At 65.6% G+C, this 20,574-nt stretch carries 16 protein-coding genes; 15 read left to right on the top strand and 1 reads right to left on the bottom strand.

Translation table 11 applies throughout. The features are described from left to right. Positions 1–225 precede the first annotated feature (225 nt). The 4 genes from IVB24_RS17520 to IVB24_RS17535 all read left to right on the top strand — a co-directional run bounded on the left by IVB24_RS17520 (position 226) and on the right by IVB24_RS17535 (position 6,181). Positions 226–2,235: a hydantoinase/oxoprolinase family protein gene (locus IVB24_RS17520; RefSeq protein WP_247773913.1), complete on the top strand. Its 2,010-nt coding sequence runs from the start codon at positions 226–228 to the stop codon at positions 2,233–2,235. Further along, complete coding sequence (locus IVB24_RS17525) at positions 2,232–3,812, top strand: hydantoinase B/oxoprolinase family protein (RefSeq protein ID WP_247773914.1); 1,581 nt, start codon at positions 2,232–2,234, stop codon at positions 3,810–3,812. Before IVB24_RS17520 ends, IVB24_RS17525 begins: the two co-directional genes overlap by 4 nt. A gap of 10 nt (positions 3,813–3,822) precedes the next feature. Continuing rightward, entirely contained in the window at positions 3,823–5,118 is a 1,296-nt protein-coding gene (locus IVB24_RS17530) for an aspartate aminotransferase family protein (protein ID WP_247773915.1), read from the top strand. A gap of 130 nt (positions 5,119–5,248) precedes the next feature. Beyond that, complete coding sequence (locus IVB24_RS17535) at positions 5,249–6,181, top strand: N-carbamoyl-D-amino-acid hydrolase (RefSeq protein WP_247773916.1); 933 nt, start codon at positions 5,249–5,251, stop codon at positions 6,179–6,181. Positions 6,182–6,264: 83 nt separating this feature from the next. Here the strand turns inward: IVB24_RS17535 and IVB24_RS17540 are convergent, their stop codons facing one another. Beyond that, positions 6,265–6,927, bottom strand: a complete 663-nt coding sequence (locus IVB24_RS17540) for an aspartate/glutamate racemase family protein (RefSeq protein WP_247773917.1) — start codon at positions 6,925–6,927, stop codon at positions 6,265–6,267. 56 nt (positions 6,928–6,983) lie between these two features. Between IVB24_RS17540 and hydA the strand changes: the two genes are divergently transcribed. The 11 genes from hydA to IVB24_RS17595 all read left to right on the top strand — a co-directional run bounded on the left by hydA (position 6,984) and on the right by IVB24_RS17595 (position 20,559). Further along, positions 6,984–8,453 (top strand): dihydropyrimidinase, encoded by a 1,470-nt coding sequence (gene hydA, locus IVB24_RS17545; RefSeq protein WP_247773918.1) that lies wholly within the window; start codon positions 6,984–6,986, stop codon positions 8,451–8,453. Positions 8,454–8,469: 16 nt separating this feature from the next. Next, complete coding sequence (locus IVB24_RS17550; protein ID WP_247773919.1) at positions 8,470–9,444, top strand: NAD(P)-dependent oxidoreductase; 975 nt, start codon at positions 8,470–8,472, stop codon at positions 9,442–9,444. Position 9,445: 1 nt separating this feature from the next. Next, on the top strand, positions 9,446–10,195 hold the full coding sequence (locus tag IVB24_RS17555) for an SDR family oxidoreductase (protein WP_247773920.1): 750 nt from the start codon (positions 9,446–9,448) through the stop codon (positions 10,193–10,195). After that, a complete protein-coding gene (locus tag IVB24_RS17560; protein WP_247773921.1) occupies positions 10,192–11,628 on the top strand; it encodes an NAD(P)/FAD-dependent oxidoreductase in 1,437 nt (478 codons plus the stop codon). The genes IVB24_RS17555 and IVB24_RS17560 overlap by 4 nt, the downstream gene beginning before the upstream one ends. A gap of 116 nt (positions 11,629–11,744) precedes the next feature. Further along, a complete protein-coding gene (locus IVB24_RS17565; RefSeq protein WP_247773922.1) occupies positions 11,745–13,364 on the top strand; it encodes an ABC transporter substrate-binding protein in 1,620 nt (539 codons plus the stop codon). A 31-nt stretch (positions 13,365–13,395) separates the two neighbouring features. Beyond that, positions 13,396–14,427 carry an ABC transporter permease gene (locus IVB24_RS17570; RefSeq protein ID WP_247773923.1) on the top strand — a complete coding sequence of 344 codons (1,032 nt, stop codon included), beginning with the start codon at positions 13,396–13,398 and terminating at the stop codon, positions 14,425–14,427. After that, on the top strand, positions 14,424–15,272 hold the full coding sequence (locus IVB24_RS17575) for an ABC transporter permease (RefSeq protein ID WP_094974954.1): 849 nt from the start codon (positions 14,424–14,426) through the stop codon (positions 15,270–15,272). The genes IVB24_RS17570 and IVB24_RS17575 overlap by 4 nt, the downstream gene beginning before the upstream one ends. After that, on the top strand, positions 15,269–16,939 hold the full coding sequence (locus IVB24_RS17580; protein ID WP_166469824.1) for an ABC transporter ATP-binding protein: 1,671 nt from the start codon (positions 15,269–15,271) through the stop codon (positions 16,937–16,939). The genes IVB24_RS17575 and IVB24_RS17580 overlap by 4 nt, the downstream gene beginning before the upstream one ends. A 139-nt stretch (positions 16,940–17,078) precedes the next feature. Further along, positions 17,079–18,680 carry an ABC transporter substrate-binding protein gene (locus IVB24_RS17585; RefSeq protein WP_247773924.1) on the top strand — a complete coding sequence of 534 codons (1,602 nt, stop codon included), beginning with the start codon at positions 17,079–17,081 and terminating at the stop codon, positions 18,678–18,680. Positions 18,681–18,697: 17 nt separating this feature from the next. Then, positions 18,698–19,639 (top strand): ABC transporter permease, encoded by a 942-nt coding sequence (locus IVB24_RS17590; protein ID WP_094974951.1) that lies wholly within the window; start codon positions 18,698–18,700, stop codon positions 19,637–19,639. Next, positions 19,636–20,559, top strand: coding sequence for an ABC transporter permease (locus IVB24_RS17595; RefSeq protein WP_094974950.1), 924 nt, complete (start codon positions 19,636–19,638; stop codon positions 20,557–20,559). The genes IVB24_RS17590 and IVB24_RS17595 overlap by 4 nt, the downstream gene beginning before the upstream one ends. The last annotated feature ends 15 nt before the right edge of the window (positions 20,560–20,574 follow it).

Consider the following 20,574-nt stretch of genomic DNA (forward strand, 5'->3'; position numbering starts at 1 on the left):
GCAGAGCTGCACCAAAACGTGCAGCCGAATTCGCTGGCCGCGGCACCGGCCTGGTGGTTTGCGGCAAAGCTGGCCCTATCCCGACCTGACCGCTCTGTCGCACACTCGCGGACAGTGGCAAGACAAGGAATGCATGATGAGCGGTCTCGGTTCGGCAATGGATCTCGCAATGGACGGTAACAGGCCGGCGTGCGGTTCGGGCCTCATCTGTCGCTGCCCCGGCACATGAGCTCCTCCGAACATCACTGGGAGGTCGGCACCGATATCGGCGGTACCTTCACCGATATCATCGCGATCCGACGCGATTCATCGGAGGCGCGGATCGCAAAGGTCCCGTCGCGCCCTGACGCGCCGGTTCAGGCGATGCTGGAGGCGATCGAAGCGGTGGGCCTGCGCAAAAGCGATGTCAGGCGCTTCGTCCATGGCACCACGCGCGTGACCAATGCCATCGTCGAGGGCCGGCTGCCGAAGGTGGCGCTGGTCGCGACCGAAGGATTTGCCGATGTGCTCGAGATCGCGCGTTATCGCCGCCGCGATCTCTACCGTCTCGACATTCCGCCGAAATCGCCGCCGCTCGTGCCGCCTGAGCGCTGCTTCGGGCTCGCTGAGCGCCTCGATCACGAGGGGCAGGTACTGAAGCCGCTGGAGCAAGCGGAGATCGAGCGCCTGGTTGCCTGGCTGAAGCAGACCGGCGTTCAGAGCGTTGCGGTGGCTCTGCTTCACGCCTATGCCAATCCCGTGCACGAGAAGATGCTGGGCGAGCGGCTCAAGGACGTCGTCGCCCATGTCTCGCTGTCGCACGAGGTCAATCCCGAGGCGCGCGAATACGAACGGACATCGGCGACCGTGTTCAACGCCGCCGCGATGCCTATTGCGGTGGAGTATCTCAGCGAGCTCGAGCAGCGGCTGCCGATTGGCCCCGGCTTGCAGGTGTTTCATTCCGCCGGCGCGATGATCCCGATCTCTGCGGTGAAGCGTCGCCCGCTTGTGATGGCGATGTCGGGCCCGGCCGCCGGCGTCTCGGCGTCGGTCAGCATCGCGCGCCAGCTCGGCACGCCGCGCATGCTGACCTTCGACATGGGCGGCACCACGACGGACGTGTGCCTGATCGTCGACGGCCGGGCCGAGATGACCGACGGCCGCATGCTCGGCGACAAGCCGCTGCGCCAGCCGATGCTCGCGGTTCATTCCATCGGGGCGGGCGGCGGATCGATCGTGCGCAACGGTCCGGGTGGCCTGACCGTCGGCCCGGAGAGTGCCGGTTCCGAGCCGGGTCCGGCCTGCTACGGCCGCGGCGGCACCGAACCAACCATCACCGACGCCAACGCCGTGCTCGGCTATCTCAACCCCGAAACGAAGCTTGGCGACCGCATCGGGATCGACGTCCAGGCGGCCAAGCGCGTCATCGCGCCGATCGCGCAGGCGTTGGGACTGAGCCTGACCGAAACGGCGCTCGGCATCATCAAGGTCGCCAACGCGACGATGGCCCGCGCGCTGCGCCGCGTCACGGTCGAGCGCGGTATTGACGGGCGCGACTGCACGCTGCTGGCCTTCGGCGGCGGCGGCCCCATGCATGCCGCAGGGCTCGCCGATCTCTATGGGATTGCAGAGGTCGTCGTGCCCAGCGCATCGAGCGCGTTCTCGGCGCTGGGCTGTCTCACCGCCGATTTCAGCTTCCTGCAGCAGCAGACCTTGCGCGCTGGTCTCGATGGCATCGACCTTGCGCGCGTGTCGGAGCGGATCGGTACGCTGATCGACGATGCCTCGGCGCCGCTGATCGCCAATGGCGTAGCAAAGTCGGAGATCCAGGTCGAACTGGTGGCCTTGATGCGCTACGCGGCGCAGAACGACGCCATTCCGGTCCCGCTCGCGCTGCCGCTCGAGATCGCCAGGCTCAAGCAGGATTTCCTGGCGCGACATCACGAACTCTTCGGCTATGCGACCGGCGAACCCTGCGTCATCGAATCCGTGCGGGTCCAGGCGCGCCGGCCGTCCACGACCGTCGTGCGCCGGCCGGCGACCGCGGTGAGGGCGGTCTCCTCAGGGACGCGCACCTGCTCGTTCGACGGCCTGCATGAGATCGAGACTGCGATCATCGACCGCGCCGCGATGACCGACACCGTCCGCGGCCCGGCCATCATCGAAGACGCCTGGTCCACGGTGGTGGTGCCGCCGGGCTGGCAGGCAAGGCCGGATGTTTCAGGCAATCTGTTCCTGACGCGGAGGGCCGCATGAAGCTCGATCCGTTCGTCGTCGAGGTCATCAGGCACGGGCTCTCGGCTGCGGCCGAGGAGATGAGCCTGGTGATGACGCGCTCGGCGCGCTCGCCGCTGCTGCGCGAGGCCGGCGATCTGTCGTCGGCGATCACGGATGGTCGTGGAGACCTGGTCGGGCAGGGCCGCGACATCCCGATCCATCTGGGCGCGATGGCTTACACGGTCCCCGAACTGCTGAAGGTGGTGCCGCGCGACAGCCTGAACGACGGCGACGTGCTGATCTACAATGTCGGTGCGCTCGGCGGCAATCATCTCAACGACGTCAAGGTCGTGCGCCCTGTCTTCGTCGACGGCGAGATCGTGGCGTTCGCGGTCAGCCTCGCGCACTGGCCCGATATCGGCGGCACCTGGCCCGGCAGCTATTTTGCGAAAGCCATCGACACGTTCCAGGAGGCGATGCGCATTCCGCCGGTGCTGATTGCGACGGCAGCTGGCGTCAACGCGCCGATCGTGCAATTGCTCAAGGCGAATGTTCGGGACGCGGAATCTTGCGAGGGCGATCTGCTCGCGCAGATCGCGGCGACCAAGGCCGGCGAGCGGCGCATCGTCGATCTCTGCCGCGAGCACGGCAAGGCGGTGTTCAAAGCGACGCAGTCGCGCCTGCACGATCTCTCCGAAATCGAGATGCGCGAGGCGTTACGCGCGTTGCCGGACGGGATCTACGAAGGCGAGGACCATCTCGACGACGGCAGCGTGAACGACGCGCCCGCGCGTATCCACGTCAGGATTACCATTGCCGGCGACGAGGCGACCTTTGACCTTTCGGGGAGTTGCGACCGCGTCTCGAATTTCTGCAACACGACGCCGTTTATGGCGCGCTCGGCCGTCGCCTATGCCGCGCGCATCATGAGCGGGCGCGACATGCAGCAGAATGCCGGCGCGCTCCGTCCCCTGACCATCATTACGCGCCCGGGCTCGATCCTGGAACCGGGATGGTCGGCGTCGGTCGCCGCAGGCAACCACGAGACGTCGATGCGCATCGTCGATGCGATCTTCCGCGCGATGCAGGACACCATTCCCGAGCGCTTGTCCGCGGGCGGCGCGACCACCGCGGGCGTCCTGTTCTTTGCGCAGCCGCGGCAGGACGGTTCCTGGAAGATGCTCTACGAGGTCCACGGCGGCGGCGAAGGCGCGCGGCATGACCGGGCCGGCATCTCGGCGACCCGGGTCCATCTGTCCAACACCTCGAACACGCCGGTCGAGGTGATCGAGGCGAACTACGCGATCCGCCTCGAGCAGCAGGCCATTCGCCGGCAATCCGGCGGCGCCGGCGCCCACCGCGGCGGCGATGGCGTCGTTCGTGCTTACCGCATTCTCGCTCCATCGATGCATCTGACCACTTGTATCGAGCGCATGGTGATTCCGCCGTTCGGCATGCAGGGCGGCGAACCCGGCAAGGCCTGTCGCATCTCGCTCGTCAGGCAGGGCGCAAACGTCGCGATCGACGGCAAATCCAACCTTGTGCTGCAGCAAGGCGATCTCGTCACGGTCGAGACTTGCGGCGGCGGCGGCTACGGCGCTGAAGCCGCGGAGTGAGGGGATTACGATGAGTAAATTGTTGCGAACCGGGCTGAACGCGGGCGACAGCGCGCCCATGGCCGTGGTCGGCGGCGAAGGCGTCTATTTTCATCTTGCGGACGGCCGCAAGCTCATCGACGGCAGCAACACCGGTGGCGGTCTCGGCCATCGGCACCCTGCGATGGTGGAGGCGATCCGCCGCGCCGCCGATACACCCGTCGTCAACGAGGGCTGGACCTGGGTCGGCCGCGAGCAGGCCGCCGATGATCTGATGGCGACGGCGTTCGGCGGCGAAGAGGAATGGGTCGGCGCGGTGCGCTTCTGCATCAGCGGCAGCGAGGCCAACGACATGGCGCTGTCGCTCTGCCAGGCCTTGACGCAGCGTTCGGCGCTGGCGACGCGCGAGCGTGCCTATCATGGCATTACGGGCCTGTCGCGCAGCATGACCGTGCAGCCGCAATGGCACGGTGGCCTTGCGGTGCATTCAGGAGGGTCGAGGCTGCCGGCGCCGATGGCGCCGGTGCGCATCCTGCCGGCGCCGGATGGCGCGATCTACGGTGGGCCGGCCAACAACAGGCCGCCGAGCGAATATCTGGCCGACGCCGCGCGCCTGCTGTCGGATACGGCGGCGACGATCATCGACTACACCCAGGGCGGCATCTATTACGACGGCGCCTATCAGGACCAGGTGGCCCGCTGTGCGCGACAGGCGGGCTCGTACTGGATCGCCGACGAGGTCGTCACCGGCGCCGGCCGCGCCGGGCGTTGGTTTGCGTTTCAGGGCGCCGAAACTCGCCCGGACATCGTGACGCTCGGAAAGTCGCTCGGCGGCGGTGCGGCCGCTGTCGCGGCGGTCGTCGTGTCGAAAGAGATCGTCGAGCGATTGAAAGGCACGAGCTGGCAGAACTACGGCACCTTGCGCGGTCATCCGATCAGCATGGCCGCGGTGAGCGCCTACCTGAAGGTCATCAGGGAGGAGAAGATTCTCGATCATGTGAAGAGCCTCGAACAGCTGTTCAGTCGCCGCCTGCTCGCGATCGCGCGGAAACATCACAGCGTGCAGCGCGTGGCGGGGCAGGGGTTGCACTGGACGGTGGAGTTGCACGGACCGGACTGGCGCTCCTGGCATGCCGACACCACCGAAGTGCCGATCGCCTCGCGCGTGGCGGAGCGTGCGCTGGAGGCCGGCGCGGTGATCGGAACCAGCGGCGAGCAGACCTCGCTGTTCCTGGCACCGCCGCTCGTCATCTCCGAGCGCGAGGCGGACAAGCTTCTGGACGCGCTCGACCATGGCCTCGATGTTGCCGACGAGGAGCACCGATGAGCGCCGGTCACGCCACGCAGACTGTCCGGCCTATCCGGCTGGAAACCTTCGGCGATGCTGCGTTATGCTGCACGCGCCGGCAAATCGTTGAAGCTTTCGCTTCGTCCAAGAGATCACCGGGAAATCGCTGATGCGTATCGTCAATGTTGCCGCCGCCCAGATGGGCCCGATCCAGAAGGCCGACAGCCGCGAGGTCGTGGTCAAGCGCATGATCGCGCTGATGGACGAGGCGAAAGCAAAAGGCGCCGACCTGATTGTCTATCCGGAACTGGCGTTGACGACGTTTTTCCCGCGCTGGTATTCGGAGGATCGCGCCGAGGCCGACATCTGGTTCGAGCGCGAGATGCCGAACGCGGCAACCAAGCCGCTGTTCGAGCGCGCGGCGCAGCACCAGATGGCCATGAACTTCGGCTATGCGGAGCTGACACCGGACGGTCACCACTTCAACACGGCAATTCTCACCGACAAGTCCGGCAAGATCGTCGGCAAATATCGCAAGGTCCATCTGCCGGGCCATGTGGAGTACGACACCGGGCGCTCGCACCAGCATCTCGAGAAGCGCTATTTCGAACCCGGCGATCTCGGCTTCAATGTCTGGCGCGAGCTGGGTGGCATCATCGGCATGGCCATCTGCAACGACCGGCGCTGGCCGGAAACCTATCGCGTGATGGGCCTGCAGGGCGTCGAGATGGTGCTGATCGGTTACAATACGCCGTCCGTGAATGCGGAGAAGAGCGAGGAGGGTGTCGAGAAGCGCCTGTTCCACAACCGCCTCTCCGTGCAGGCCGGTGCCTATCAGAATTCGACCTGGGTCGTCGCGGTGGCCAAGGCCGGCAACGAGGATGGCCACCCGCTGTTCGGCGGCAGCCTGATCGTCGATCCCAACGGCGAGATCGTCGCTGAAGCCCTGACTGAGGACGACGAGCTTCTGGTCCATCCCTGCGATCTCGATGCCACAAATTTCGGCAAGACCACGATCTTCAATTTCGCGCAGCATCGCCGGATCGAGCATTACGGCCTGATCACCAGCCAAACCGGTGCGGTGCCGCCGCCGGAGAAATGACGCCGATGGGATGTTTTTTCGCTGACGCGCGAGAGCCATGCGCAATGGCGTGCGCGGCAGGCCGCCAAAGAGCTGAAGGACGCCTAGTGAGCCGAGAACTGCACCGTTCCCAGCGCCATGGTGACGGCCGCCTGTGTCGGGTCGATCACGGGAATGCCGAGCGCGTCCTCCAGCGGACGGCGATGGCGCGCCATGCCGGCGCAGCCCATCACGATGGCGCGGGCGCCGTCTTCGTCGCGCAGCGCGCGGCCAACCTCGATCATTCTTGCCAGCGTGCCTTCGCCGGACGCGGTTTCCGCGACGCTCATGTTGAGCGGGCGTTCGCCGGAGAGGCGATTGGTCAGCCCCATCTGTCGGAGATAGCGCATGTGGCGCGGGATCGAGCGCTGCGCGATTGCGATGACGCCGAAGGTTTCGGCGCGGGCCAACGCCGTCAGCACGCCGCACTCTGCGATGCCGAACACCGGACGGTCGGTGCCCTCGCGACAGACCTGAAGGCCGGGATCGCTGTAGCAGGCGATGACGAAAGCCGCCGAACTGTTGTCGCCCTCGACCAGTTTTCGCAGCGGCATCGCGACGCCGTCGACATCGGCCTGGCTTTCAATGCCGAACGGCCCCTCGGCCAGCGACCGGCAGACCAATTCGGGGCCGCCCTCGAAGCCGAGCGGCTTCAGCGCGTCCTCCAGCCCTTGCGTGACCGCAGGGTTGGAGTTCGGATTGATGATGAGAATGCGCGGCCTGGGCATGGTGGTCTTTCCACGAAGTTGCGATCACGTGCTGCCAGCCTATCACGGAGTGCCTCATGACTGAACCAGTTTGCGACCTGATCATCCGCGGCGGACGCGTTGCGACCACGACCGATGTGTTCGAGGCCGACGTCGCCATCTCCGGCGAGACCATCGCAGCAATCGGCCGCGGGCTTCCGGCGGCCAAGCGCGAAATCGACGCGCGCGGCAGACTGGTGCTGCCCGGCGGCGTCGACAGCCACGCCCATATCGAGCAGCTGTCGGCTGCCGGCATCATGAACGCCGACACCTTCGAGAGTGCGACCGTCTCTGCCGCTTTCGGCGGCACCACCACGGTGATCCCGTTCGCGGCGCAGCATGTCGGGATGAAGCTGCCGCAGGTGGTGGAGGATTATCACGCGCTGGCAAAGAAGGGCGCGGTGATCGACTATGCCTTTCACATGATCATTGCGGATGCGACCAAGGAGACGGTCGACGAGCACATTCCGGCGCTCGTGAAGCAGGGCCACGCCTCGATCAAGATCTTCATGACCTATGACCGGCTCAAGGTCGATGACGAGCCGCTGCTCGACATCCTCCTCGCCGCGCGCCAGTCCGGCGCGATGCTGTGCGCCCATGCCGAAAATCACGGCATCATCGCCTGGATGGTCAAGCGTCTGCTCGCACGCGGCTACACCATGCCGAAATACCACGCCGTCAGCCATGCCCGTGTCTCGGAAGCCGAAGCCTTCACCCGGCTGATCGGCATGGCGGCGCTGATCGACCAGCCGATCATGATCTTCCACGTCTCGACCGCCGAAGGCGCCAAGGTGATCCGTGACGCCCGCGGGCAGGGGCTGAAGGTGTTCGCGGAGACCTGTCCGCAATATCTGTTCCTGACCGCCAACGATCTCGACAAGCCCGGCTCCGAAGGCGCCAAATGGATGTGCAGCCCGCCGCCGCGCACGCACGCGGACCAGGAGGCGCTGTGGCAGGCGCTGTCGCTCGGCGATCTCCAGACCATCTCGTCGGATCACGCGCCATATCGCTACGACGAGACCGGCAAGCTACGCGCCGGTCCCAATCCGAATTTCAAGCAGGTTGCGAACGGTCTGCCCGGACTGGAGCTGCGGCTGCCGCTGCTGTTCGACGCGATGGTGTCGAAGGGGCGACTCGGCCTGGAGAAGTTCGTCGAGCTGACCTCCACAGCGCCGGCCAAGATCTACAATCTGCACCCGCGCAAGGGCTCGATCGCGGTCGGCGCCGATGCCGATATCGCGATCTGGGATCCCGATCGCGAGGTCACGATTGCGGACGAGATGATGCACGACCTCACCGGCTACACGCCGTTTGCGGGCCGCAAGCTGAAGGGCTGGCCGGTGTCGGTGCTGTCGCGCGGCCGGGTGGTCATCGATGGCAACAAGTGCCTCGCGAGTGCAGGCAGCGGAAAGTTCCTGGCACGCAGCGGCGGCGAGGCGGCAAAGCCGACTGGACGGCTCGTGGCCGACATGGATCCGGAACGGAATTTCGGAGCAAAGCTGTTGTGACGGCGGATCGCGCGCGATGAAGATCATCATCTTCGGCGGCACCGGCTTTGTCGGCCTCAATGTTGCGGAGGCACTGCTTGCGCGCGGGCACGAGGTGACGCTGTATGATCGTGCGCCGCTGCCGCCGTCCGCGCAGCGATCTCTTGCCGATTACGGAGCACGGCTCAAAACCCTGCAGGGGGACATCACGGACGGAGAGGCCATCGACGCCCTTATCGCAAAGGGCTGCGATGCGATCGTGCTGGGCGCCGCGGTTACCGCGGGTGACGACCTCGAACGGGCATCGCCGGCGCACGTTCTCGAGATCAACGTCATGGCCCAGATTCCGGTCCTGCAAGCTGCGATCCGCCATGGCGTTCGCCGCGTCGTCAATCTATCGTCGGCGTCGGCCTATGGCGCTGCGGGCCAACGCGTTTCGGTGCTGGATGAAGAAACGCCCTGCGATCCCGTCTCGTTTTACGCCATCAGCAAGTTCACTTCGGAGCGCTCCGTAGCGCGCCATGCCGAACTTTTCGGCGGCGATTTTCTGAGCGTGCGACTGAGCGCGGTGTTCGGTCCCTGGGAACGGGCCACGTCGGTGCGGGACACGCCGAGTCTCCAGTTCCAGATCCTCGCCGCGTTCGCACGCGGCGAGCCCGCCCTTCTCCCCGCGCCTGGCATCAAGGATTGGACCTACGCGCCCGACGCCGCCGAGGCCGTGGCACTGCTGATCGAAGCCGAGCGGCCGCGCCACCGGCTCTACAACATCTCCAGCGGCGCGGCCTGGTCTGCGCTGCAATGGGGCGAGGCTTTTGCGGCTCTGCATCCCGGCCTGCAATGCCGGCTGGCGGCACCTGGTGAAAGTACCTCCATCAAGCTTCACGGTGGGGATCGGGCGCCGATGTCGGTCGCGCGGATGGCCGATGAGTTCGGCTGGCGCGCGCGGTTCGGCTGCACCGAGTCGGCGGCTGCGATGAGCGCCTGGTGGATGCAGCAGAAGGAGGCGATCTGACATGCGGCTGCAGGGGCGCACGGCCATCATCACCGGCGCGGGCTCGGGCATCGGCCGGGCCAGTGCCAAGCTGTTCGCGGAAGAGGGGGCGCGACTTGCTCTGGTCGATCGCGACGCCGCGGGGCTCGAAGAGACGCTGCGCTTGGTGGGCGAGGGTACGACGCATATCGGCGATGTCGGTGAAGCCAGCTTCGCTGAAACCGTTGTCGGCGATGTCGTGTCCCGGCTCGGCCGGCTCGACATCCTGATGACCGCGGCCGGATTCTCCGTCGGCGGCACGGTGCTGACGACGAGCGTGGACGACTGGGACGCGGTGTTCCGCACCAATGTCGGCGGCACCTGGCTATGGGCGCGGGCTGCGGTGCCGCAGATGCAGCAGCAGGAGCGCGGATCGATCATCACGCTGGCCTCGCAGCTTGCGATCGCCGGCGGCAAGGGCAACAGCGCCTACATCGCCGCCAAGGGCGCCATTGTCAGCCTGACGCGGACGATGGCGGTGGATTTCGCCACCGACGGTATTCGCGTCAACGCCATCGCGCCGGGCGCAATCGATACGCCGATGCTTCGCCGCAGCTTTGCCCGGCATGCCAATTCGGACGAGGTGCGCGAAGCCTCGCGCAACCGGCATGCCATGAAGCGGTTCGGCGTGGCTGAAGAGATCGCGCAGACCGCATTGCATCTGGCGAGCGATGCGTCTTCGTTCACGACCGGCACGGTGATGGTGGTCGACGGGGGGTGGCTCGCGGCATGAGTGATGCGCTGACACATCTCGAAGCGGACGTTCGCGCCGATCTCGCCATGATCGCGCATCCCCACGCCGCCTGGCTCGAACCGAAGATCGGGCCGGATGGCAACGCTGCGCTGGACGTGCTCATCGTCGGCGCCGGCCAGTCCGGCATCGCCATCGGCTTCGGCCTGATGCGCTCGCGCGTCGGCAACATCCTGCTGCTCGACAAGGCCGAGGAGGGGATGGAGGGTCCGTGGCGGACCTATGCCCGCATGCCCACGCTGCGCAGCCCGAAGGACTATACGGGGCCCGACCTCGATATCCCGAGCCTGACCTATCAGTCCTGGCATGAAGCCCGCTTCGGAAAGGAGAGCTGGCAGACGCTGAACTTGATCCTCCGAGAGCATTGGGCGGACTATCTGCTCTGGCTGCGGCGCACGATCGGCTTGCCGGTGCGCAATGCTTGCGAGCTTCTGGAGATTGCGCCGGCGGCCGATGGCCTGCTCGCCGCGCGCGTGAAGCGGGCCGACGCGATCGAGGTGCTCTATGCCCGCAAGATCGTGCTGGCGACGGGGCAGGAAGGCATGGGCGGTTGGATGATCCCTGAGCCGCTTCGTCAGCTTCCGTCCAGCCTTGTCGCAACCGTCGCCGACGACATCGATTTCGAAAAACTCCGCGGCAAGCGTGTTGCCGTGATCGGTGCCGGCGCATCGGCCTTCGACAATGCGGCAACTGCGCTCGAGGCCGGCGCCGCAGAGGTGCATCTACTGTGCCGCCGCGCGCAGATCCAGGTGATCCAGCCCTATCGCTGGCTGACCTTTCGCGGCTTCCTTCGCCATCTCAGCGATCTCGACGACGCCTGGCGCTGGCGCTTCATGCGCACAATCCTCGAAATGCGTGAAGGCTTCCCGCAAGCAACCTATGACCGCTGCGCGCGCCACGCCAATTTCACGTTGCACGAGGGGGCGCCGCTCGAAGCCGCGCTCCAGACCGCCGACGGTGTTGAACTGCAGACGCCGCGCGGCACCATCGCCGCGGACTTCGTCATCTGCGGCACCGGCATCGACATGAACTTTGCCGCGCGCGGCGAGCTCTCCAATTTCGTCGGAAACATCGCGACCTGGGCCGACCGCTATCAGCCGCCGGACAACGAGCGTAACGCGCGGCTCGGCCGCTTTCCCTATCTCGCCGACGATTACGCATTCACCGAGCGCGTAGCAGGCGAGACGCCGTGGATCTCCGACATCCATCTCTTTGCCATCGCCTCGACCATGAGCTTTGGTCCGTCGGGATCGTCGATCAACGCGATGACGACGGCTGTGCCGAAGCTGGTCCACGGCCTGACGCGCGGCCTGTTCCGCGCCGATGTCGAACGGCACTGGGCCTCGCTCAGCGCCTACGACGTGCCGCAGGCCGTGGTCACGCGGCCTGCGCGAAACAGCGGGGAATTGCAATGATGATCCATGCACTGCCGCAACGAAGCGCCGCGACGGCGCCCATGAGACTGGCGCGCAACTTGCTTCCTTCTGGATCTGCCTTGCTGGCGTTGTTGTCGAAAACTTGGGGAAAACGAATGCGTTTTGTGTCTTTCAGGCTGGCGCCCCGCGTCCTCGCCACCACTGCGTTGTTGCTCATTGCCGCCGCGCCTTCGCAGGCGCAGACCAGGGCGGAAACGCTGCGCTATGTCACCGGCGCATCCGTCAACACGCTCGATCCCAACATCCCAGGCTCGACCCGCGAATCCTTCGCGCTGAGCATGAGCACCTATGACCGGCTGGTGGCGTTCGGCCGCAAGCAGCTCAATGGCAAATGGGTGTTCGATCTCGACAAGATCACCGGCGAACTCGCCGAATCCTACGATGTCAGTCCCGACGGGTTGAAGCTCACCTTCCGCCTGCGCAAGGACGCCAAGTTTCAGGACGGCTCGCCTGTCACGGCCGAGGACGTCAAATGGTCGCTCGATCGCTGCGTCACCGCACCGATCCTCGGCAAGGCGCAGTTGCTCACGGGCTCGCTGACGTCGGCCGATCAGTTCAAGGTGATCGATCCTCTCACCATCGAGGTGACGTTGCCCAAGCCCGACAAGCTCGCGCTGCCGAACCTCGCCACCGTCTACCCCATGATCATCAATTCGAAGCTGGCGAAGCAGCACGCCACCGCAGATGATCCCTGGGCCACCGCCTGGCTGAAGGAGAACACCGCCGGGAGTGGCGCCTATATGATCGAGACCTTCAAGCCGGGCGAGCAGGTGATCGTCAAGCGCAACGAGGCCTGGAACCGCGGCTCGCCCGGCAAGCCGGCCTCCTTCAAGCGCGTGATCATCCAGTCGGTGCCGGAGCCGGCGACCCGCGCCAATCTGGTCGAGCGCGGCGATGCCGATCTCGTGGTCGATCTCCAGGCCAGCGACGTGCAGTCGCTGGAGGCCAAGGGCAAGCTCAAGGTGATCTCGACGCCGCAGTACAATTCGATCACGTTCGTCTCGATGAACAACCAGATCCCGCCCTTCGACAACGTCAATGTCCGCCGCGCGATCGCCTTTGCGCTGCCCTATGACGACATGTTCAAGGCCGCTCTGTTCGGTCGCGGCGCGCCGCTGTACGGCGCGAGCTGGCCGGACGGCAAGCCGCTGAACGGCATCTATCCGTTCCAGCAGCCGGTGAAGCTCGATCTCGACAAGGCCAGGGAATATCTCAAGGCCGCCGGGCTCCCCGAAGGCTTCTCGACCACCTTCAGCTTCAATGTCGGCCAGGCCTCGACCGCCGAACCGATGGCCGCGTTGGTGAAGGAATCGCTCGGCAAGATCGGCATCAAGGTCGACATCCAGAAACTGCCGGATGCGCAGATGTCGACGCAGATCAACGAGAAGAAGCTGCCCTTCTTCACCGAGGGCATTGTCGCCTGGCTGCCGTCCACGGACTATTTCTACCGCAACTTCTACACCGGCAATCAGCGCTGGAACTACTCTTCGATCAACAATCCTGATCTCGCCGCGATCGCGCAAGAAGCCCGGTTCGAGCCGGACAAGGCCAAGTACGAAGAGGACGGTCGCAAGCTCAACGCGATGCATGCCGACCTGATGCCGCAAATCATGCTGTGGCAGCCGAACCAGGATGCGGTGATGGCGTCGTCGATCGAGGGTTACACCTACGAGTTCCACCGCCAGGTCGACTATCGCGACATCAGCCGCAAGTGATGGCGTCAGCCGAAGGGAGCTCTGGAAGGTCATGACTGGTCTTGGTGCAACAATGGTGCGGGCGGGCAGGCGGCTTCTGTCGTCGCTGCCGGCGCTGTTCGGTGTGCTGGTCTTCACCTTCTTGCTGATGCGCGTCCTGCCCGGCGACCCCGCGGTGTTCTTCGCCTCGGGGCCTAATGCCGGCAAGGAGGAGATCGAGCAGATCCGCAAGCAGATGGGGCTCGACAAATCGGTGCCGGAGCAGCTCGTGTTCTATCTCTCCGATATCGGCCGCGGCAATCTCGGCCGTTCCATGATGACCGGGCAGCCGGTGTTGAAGGATCTGCGCGAGCGGTTGCCGGCCTCGCTCGAGCTCACCTTCACCGCGCTGTTGATCGCGCTGATTGCGGCGGTGCCGCTCGGCGTGCTCGCGGCCTTGCGGCCGGGATCGGTCGTCGATCACGGCGTGCGGCTGTTCTGCGCGCTCGGCGTCTGCGTGCCGACCTTCGTGTCGGGCCTGCTGCTGGTCTATGTCTTCTACTATCTGCTCGGGCTCGCACCCGATCCGACCGGGCGGATCGACGTCTTCACCTCGCTGCCGCCGCAGCGCACCGGTTTTCTCTCGATCGATTTCCTGCTCGCCGGCGATATCGAGGGCTGGTGGACGGCCTGTCGGCAGCTGATCCTGCCGGCGGTGAGCATGGCGCTGTTCGTGATCGCGCCGTTGGCGCGGATCACGCGGGCCTCGATGCTCGTCTCGCTCGGCAGCGACTTCGTGCGCACCGCGCGCTCGGTCGGATTGTCCTGGCACAAGGTCGTCGTCACCTATGCGCTGCGGAACGCCATCCTTCCCGTCATCACCATCGCCGGCATCGTGTTTTCGACCATGCTGGGCGCCAACGTGCTGGTGGAGAAGGTGTTCTCCTGGCCCGGCGTTGCCTCCTATGCGCTCGATGCGCTGCTGTCCTCCGACTATGCGCCGGTGCAGGGGTTCGTGCTGCTGATGGCTGGCATCTTCGTGCTGGTCAATCTCGTCGTCGATATCTGCTACGGCATCGCCGATCCCAGGGTGTCGATCGGATGACCAGCGCAACGCTCCGCCATTCGGTCTGGATTCTGCGCGGCAACCCGCTCACCGCAATTGCGGCGACCGGCGTGCTCCTGTTCGTGCTGGTTGCGATCGTCGGGCCGTGGATCGTGCCTTACGATCCCGTGGCTTCCAACGTCTCGGAAGCCCTGCTGCCGCCCAGCGCGGCGCACATCGCCGGCACGGATCAGCTCGGACGCGACGTGTTCAGCCGTCTCATCATCGCCGCGCGTCTCGATCTTGCGATTGCGGTCTCGGCAGTCGGCATCTCCTTCGCGATCGGTGCTGTGGTCGGCTCGTTCTGCGGCTATGCCGGTGGCCGGCTCGATCGTGGCGTCGGCCGCTTCGTCGACGTGATGATGGCCTTTCCGCTGTTCGTGCTGGCGATGGCCATGGTCGCAGCGCTCGGCAACCGGATCGAGAACATCGTGATCGCGACCGCGATCATCAATCTTCCCTTCTACATCCGCTTCGCGCGGGCCGAGGTCAATGTCCGCCGCAATGTCGGCTGGGTGGAGGCGGCGCGCGCCTGCGGCGAGAGCCATTTCTCGGTGGTGCTGCGCTTCCTGTTGCCGAATATCCTGCCGGCGATGGCGGTGCAGATCTCGCTCAACCTCGGCTGGGCCATTCTCAATGCCGCGGGCCTGTCCTTCATCGGTCTCGGCGTCAAGCCGCCGACACCGGAATGGGGCATCATGGTCGCGGAAGGCGCGCGCTTCATCTCGACGGGGCGATGGTGGCTGGTGGCCTTCCCGGGCCTGGCGCTAATGATGGCCGTGCTGTGCTTCAATCTCCTCGGGGACGGGATGCGGGACATTCTCGACCCCCGCATGCGCACATGAGCGAGGCCCTGCTCAGGATCGACGACCTCCACGTCGCGTTCTCGACGCGACGCGGCATGGTCGAGGCCGTGCGCGGCGTGACGCTCACGGTCGAGAAGGGCGAGATGCTCGGCCTCGTCGGCGAGAGCGGCTCGGGCAAGTCGGTGACCGGCTTTGCCACGACGCGGCTGCTCGACGCGGCCGGCCGCGTCACCGGCGGCAAGATCGTGTTTCGCGGACAGGACGTGACAAAGCTTGGGGGAGACGACCTCCGTCAGCTCCAGGGCGCCGCGATGTCGATGATCTTCCAGAACCCGCGGGCCGCGCTGAATCCGATCCGGGCGATCGGCTTGCAGATCGCGGACGCGATCCTCACCCACAAGCGCATCTCGAAAGAGGCCGCGCGGAGCGAAGCTCTGGACCTGCTGCGCGCCGTTCAGATCCGCGAACCGGAGGCGCGGATGAACGCCTATCCGCACGAGCTGTCCGGCGGCATGTGCCAGCGCGTCATGATCGCGATCGCGATCTCCTGCAATCCGGCGCTGTTGATCGCGGACGAACCGACCACCGGCCTCGACGTCACCACTCAGAAAGTTGTGATGGATCTGCTGGCGGACATTGCCGCCGCGCGCGGCATGGCGACGATTCTGATCACGCACGATCTCGGGCTCGCGGCGCGCTATTGCCGCCGCATCGCCGTGATGGAACGCGGCCGCATCGTCGAGGAGGCCAGTTCCAGGACACTCTTCAGCACGCCGCAGCACGCTTATACCAGGCGCCTGGTCGCGGCGTCGCCGACGTCGACGTCGCGGATCGAAGACCTCGTGACGGAGGAGGAGCGGGAGGGCTACGCGGCAGTGCTCGGCAAGCCGAGGCAGGAGCCTGCGTATGGGACGCCGCCGCTGCTCGAGGTGCGCAAGCTCGCCAAGCGCTTCGATGAGGGCTCGGCGGCGGTCGCGGATTTCTCGATGACGATGGCCGGCGGCGAGAGCGTCGGGCTGGTTGGCGAATCCGGCTCCGGCAAGAGCACGACGTCGCGGATGATCTGCCGGCTGATCGATCCCAGCGAAGGCGACATCGTGTTCGACGGGCAGTCGATCGGCCATATCGCGTCGCGCGACTTTCACCGCTCGCGCTTGCGCAAAGACATTCAGATGGTCTTCCAGGACCCGAACGAGAGCCTCAATCCGCGCTTCACGGCGTTCGACTGTATCGCCCATCCGCTGCTGCGGCTCGACGGAATGCGGGCCGGCGACGCGCTACGCAAACGGGTGGAGGAATGCGCCGAGCGGGTGGGATTGCCGTTGGATCTGCTGCCGCGCTTCCCACATCAGCTCTCTGGCGGCCAGAAGGCGCGCGTCGGCATTGCCCGCGCTATCGCGTGCCGGCCCCGGCTCCTGGTGCTGGACGAGCCGACCGCCGCGCTCGACGTCTCGGTGCAGGCGGTGGTGCTACAGCTGCTCGACCGCCTCAGGCGCGAGAACGACATCGCGCTGCTGTTCGTCAGCCACGACCTCAATGTCGTGCGCATGCTCTGCGACCGCACCATCGTGCTGCGCAACGGCGGAATCGTCGAGCAGGGCGAGAGCCGGGCGCTGTTCGACAACCCGAAGACCGATTACACGCGCAAGCTGGTCGAGGCGATCCCGCATATCGACACCGGGCCGGCGCTGGCGGTTGCGCTTTGAAGCCTGGGCCGGTCGAAATCCCGATGAGAACCCGCTGGAAGGCCCGGTTAGTGGCATACCATTTGCACGCTAATGGGCTCTGGTTTCACCTGCTCTTGGCCAAATACGGCCGGCATCACGGCACTACTGGGAGGATTTCATGGATCGCAGGACCGTATTGAAGGGACTGGCCGGCGCGGGCGGTCTGGCATTGACCGGCGTCTCGGCCCCGGCGATCGCGCAAGGCGCTTCTGCCCGCACCCTGCGCTTCGTGCCGCAGGCCAATCTCGCCAATTTCGATCCGATCTGGGGCACGCAATATGTCGTGCGCAATGCTGCGGCGCTGGTCTGGGACACGCTTTACGGCATCGATTCCTCGCTGCAGCCGCAGCGCCAGATGGTCGAGTCCGAGCAGGTTAGCGACGACGGCACGACCTGGACCTTCAAATTGCGGCCCGGCCTCAAGTTCCACGATGGCGAGCCGGTGCTGAGCAAGGATGTCGTCGCGAGCCTGACGCGCTGGGCGGTGCGCGATCCAATGGGCCTGATGATCAAGGCGCTCCAGCAGGAACTCACCGCCGTCGACGACCGCACCTTCAAATGGGTTTTGAAGCAGCCCTTCCCGAAAATGCTCTATGCGCTCGGCAAGAACAACTCGCCGTGCGCCTTCATCATGCCCGAGCGCATCGCGCAAACGGATCCGTTCAAGCAGATCGGCGATTATGTCGGCTCCGGCCCGATGAAGTTCGCCAAGGCCGAGTGGGTTCCGGGCGCGAAAGCCGTGTTCGAGAAATTTGCCGACTATTCGCCGCGGCAGGAGAAGGCGTCATGGCTCGCCGGCGGCAAGCAGATGCTGGTCGATCGTATCGAATGGATCGTGATGCCGGATGCGGCCACCGCGGCCGCAGCGCTGCAAAACGGCGAGATCGACTGGTGGGAGAACCCGATCGCCGACCTCGTTCCGGTTCTGAAGAAGAACAAGAACATCAGCGTAGATATCGGCGATCCCCTCGGCAATATCGGCTCGTTCCGTATGAATTTCCTGTACCCGCCCTTCAACGACGTGCGGGCGCGGCGTGCGGTGCTGATGGCGATGAGCCAGGAAGACTACATGCGCGCGATCGTCGGCGACGATAACTCGCTCTGGAAGCCGCTGCCCGGTTTCTTCACGCCGGACACGCCGCTCTATTCCGAGGCGGGCGGCGAGATCCTGAAGGGCAAGCGCGATCTCGACGCGGCCAAGAAGCTGCTCGCCGAGAGCGGTTATTCAGGCCAGCCGGTGACGTGCCTCGTCGCGCAGGATCAGCCTATCACCAAGGCGCAGGGCGACGTGACCGCGGACCTGCTGAAGAAGCTCGGCATGAACGTCGACTTCGTCGCGACCGACTGGGGCACGGTCGGCTCCCGCCGCGCACTGAAGACCCCTCCGGGGCAGGGCGGCTGGAACATGTTCCACACCTGGCACGCGGGCGCGGACTGCACCAACCCCGCGCCCTACACCGCAATACGCGCCAATGGCGACAAGGCCTGGTTCGGCTGGCCGACCAGCGCAGGTACCGAGAAGGAAGTCACGTCATGGTTCGAGGCCAAGAACCTCGACGAGGAAAAGGCCGCCATCGGTCGCCTCAACAAGGCGGCGATGGACGACGTCGTCTATGCGCCGACCGGCTTCTTCCTGAGCTACACGGCTTGGCGCAAGAACGTCTCCGGCATCGCCAAGGGGCCGTTGCCGTTCTTCTGGGGCGTTTCGAAATCCGCATGACCTTGCACTGAAGCCAGATGCTCTCCTACATCCTCCGTCGCATCGTCTCGACATTGCCGGTGATGGCGATCGTCGCTCTGTTCGTGTTCAGTCTGCTCTATATCGCGCCGGGCGATCCGGCCGTGGTGATCGCGGGCGACCAGGCGAGCCCGGAGGATGTGGAGCGCATCCGGCAGAGCCTCGGTCTCGACCGTCCGTTCCTGATCCAGTTCGGAGGTTGGGTCTGGCGCATCCTGCACGGCGATCTCGGCACCTCGATCTTCACCAACCTGCCGGTCTCGACGATGATCGGACAGCGCCTCGGACCGACGCTGTCGCTGATGACCGTCACGCTGCTGCTCACGATCGTGGTCGCGGTGCCGCTCGGCGTGGTGGCGGCGTGGAAAGCGGGCAGCCTGATCGACCGCGTCATCATGGGCTTTGCCGTGTTCGGCTTCTCGCTGCCCGTCTTCGTGGTCGGCTATATGCTCGCCTACGTCTTCGCGCTCGAATTGGAATGGCTTCCAGTGCAGGGCTACACGCCGCTGGCCCAGGGCTTCTGGCCCTGGTTGGAGAATTTGATTCTTCCGGCGGTCGCGCTTGGCTGCGTCTATATCGCGCTGATCGCGCGCATCACCCGCGCCACCATGCTCGAAGTGCTGCAGCAGGATTATATCCGCACCGCGCGGGCCAAGGGCCTCGGGCAGGGCGGCATCCTGTTCGTTCACGCGTTGAAGAACGCGGCGGTGCCGATCGTCACCGTGATCGGGATCGGTATCGCGCTCCTGATCGGCGGTGCGGTCGTCACCGAAAGCGTGTTTGCGATTCCCGGCCTCGGCCGGCTCACGATCGATGCGATCCTGCGCCGCGACTATCCCGTCATCCAGGGCATCGTGCTGCTGTTCAGCTTCGTCTACGTCCTCGTCAATCTGATGATCGACGTCATCTATACGCTCGTTGACCCGAGGATCCGCTATTGACCGACACCACCGTCAATCCGCAGGCGCTTCCGGCCGGATTCGTCCTCGCGCCGCAACTGCCGGAGATCCTTCGGCCGGTCAAGATCCGGCGCGGCTTCATCGGCTTCCTGCGCGGTCATCCGACGGTCGCCATCGGCGGCGCGCTGCTGCTGACGCTGGTCCTGATCGCGATCTTCGCACCCTATCTCGGAACGGTCGATCCGACGGCGCTCGCGCCTGCCAAACGCACGCGCGCGCCTTCGGCGGACTACTGGTTCGGCTCCGACGTGCTCGGCCGCGACATCTATTCGCGCGTGCTGTTCGGCGCGCGGGTCTCGCTCACGGTCGGCCTGTCGGTCGCGATCTTCGCATCCGCGGCCGGCCTTGCCATCGGCATGGTCTCCGGCTTCATCCGCTGGGCCGACGGCATCCTGATGCGCTTCATGGACGGCTTGATGTCGATCCCGCCGATCCTGCTCGCCATCGCGCTGATGGCGCTGACGCGCGGCAGCGTCGGCAACGTCATCCTGGCGATCACTGTTGCCGAGATCCCGCGCGTCTCACGCCTCGTGCGGAGCGTCGTGCTGTCGCTGCGCGAGCAGCCTTATGTGGATGCCGCGGTCGCCTGCGGCACGCGCACGCCGATGATCATCCTCCGCCACATCCTGCCCAACACGGTGGCGCCGATGCTGGTGCAGGCGACCTACATTTGCGCCAGCGCCATGATCACCGAGGCGATCCTGTCCTTCATCGGCGCGGGCACGCCGCCCACCATTCCGTCGTGGGGGAACATCATGGCCGAGGGCCGCGCGCTGTGGCAGGTCAAGCCCTACATCGTGTTCTTTCCGGCGGCCTTCCTGTCCGTCACCGTGCTCGCGGTGAATTTGCTCGGCGACGGCCTTCGCGATGCGCTCGACCCGCGCATGGCCAAGAGCCTCTGATGGTGCGGGGCTGAT

The sequence above is a fragment of the Bradyrhizobium sp. 192 genome, assembly GCF_023100965.1.
GTDB classification, from domain to species: Bacteria; Pseudomonadota; Alphaproteobacteria; order Rhizobiales; family Xanthobacteraceae; genus Bradyrhizobium; species Bradyrhizobium symbiodeficiens.